Annotated in this window: 1 protein-coding gene and 1 pseudogene; both read right to left on the minus strand. The window is 60.6% G+C overall.

What is annotated here, in order from left to right:
• Positions 1–702 carry a succinate dehydrogenase iron-sulfur subunit gene (locus QCE73_RS33820; protein WP_008354056.1) on the minus strand — a complete coding sequence of 234 codons (702 nt, stop codon included), beginning with the start codon at positions 700–702 and terminating at the stop codon, positions 1–3.
• A gap of 21 nt (positions 703–723) precedes the next feature.
• Positions 724–1,038: pseudogene (locus tag QCE73_RS33825) on the minus strand (succinate dehydrogenase/fumarate reductase flavoprotein subunit); the annotation flags it as partial.

Consider the following 1,038-nt stretch of genomic DNA (forward strand, 5'->3'; position numbering starts at 1 on the left):
TCAGACAGCGCGGCGCACCATCAATTCCTTGATCTTGCCGATCGCCTTGGTCGGATTGAGCCCCTTGGGGCACACGTCGACGCAATTCATGATCGTATGGCAACGGAACAGACGGTACGGATCTTCCAGGTTGTCGAGGCGTTCGCCCGTCGCCTGATCGCGGCTATCCGCGATGAAGCGATAGGCTTGCAGCAAGCCCGCCGGGCCCACGAACTTGTCCGGATTCCACCAGAAGCTCGGGCACGACGTCGAGCAACTCGCGCACAAGATGCACTCGTAGAGTCCATCCAGCTCGTCGCGCTCCACCGGCGATTGCAGGCGTTCTTTCTCGGGCGGCGGCGTATCGTTGATCAGATACGGCTTGATCGAATGATACTGGTTGAAGAACTGCGTGAAGTCGCAGATCAGATCGCGCACCACGGGCAGTCCCGGCAGCGGGCGCAGCACGATCTTCTGCGGCAGTTCATTCAGATTCGTCAGACACGCCAGCCCGTTCTTGCCGTTGATGTTCATCGCGTCCGAGCCGCACACGCCCTCACGGCACGAGCGACGGAACGACAGCGTCTCGTCCACTTCCTTGAGCTTCACCAGCGCGTCGAGCAGCATGCGTTCATGCGTCAGATCGAGCTCGTACGACTGCATGCGCGGCGCCGCGTCCTTGTCCGGATCGTAGCGATAGACTTCAAAAATACGTTTTGCCATTTCGATTTCCTTGCGCTTTCCTTAGAAGGTACGCGCCTTCGGCGGCACCGATTCGACCGTCAGCGGCTTCATCTGCACCGGCTTGTAATCCAGCCGATCGCCCTCGCTGAACCACAGCGAGTGACGCATCCAGTTCTCGTCGTCGCGTTGCTCGTAGTCGCTGTGCGCGTGCGCGCCGCGGCTTTCCTTGCGCGCTTCGGCCGATACCATCGTCGCGCGCGCCACTTCGATCAGGTTCGCCAGTTCCAGCGCCTCGACCTTCGCCGTGTTGAACACCTTCGACTTGTCCTTCAGATGCACGTGCTTCACGCGCTCGGCCAGTTCCGCGATCTTGCC

It is taken from the genome of Caballeronia sp. LZ029 (assembly GCF_031451275.1).
Taxonomy (GTDB): Bacteria; Pseudomonadota; Gammaproteobacteria; order Burkholderiales; family Burkholderiaceae; genus Caballeronia; species Caballeronia jiangsuensis.

Excerpts from the sequence above, each read along its gene's own strand:
- QCE73_RS33820 (WP_008354056.1), bottom strand. The coding sequence starts at position 702 with ATGGCAAAACGTATTTTTGAAGTCTATCGCTACGATCCGGACAAGGAC.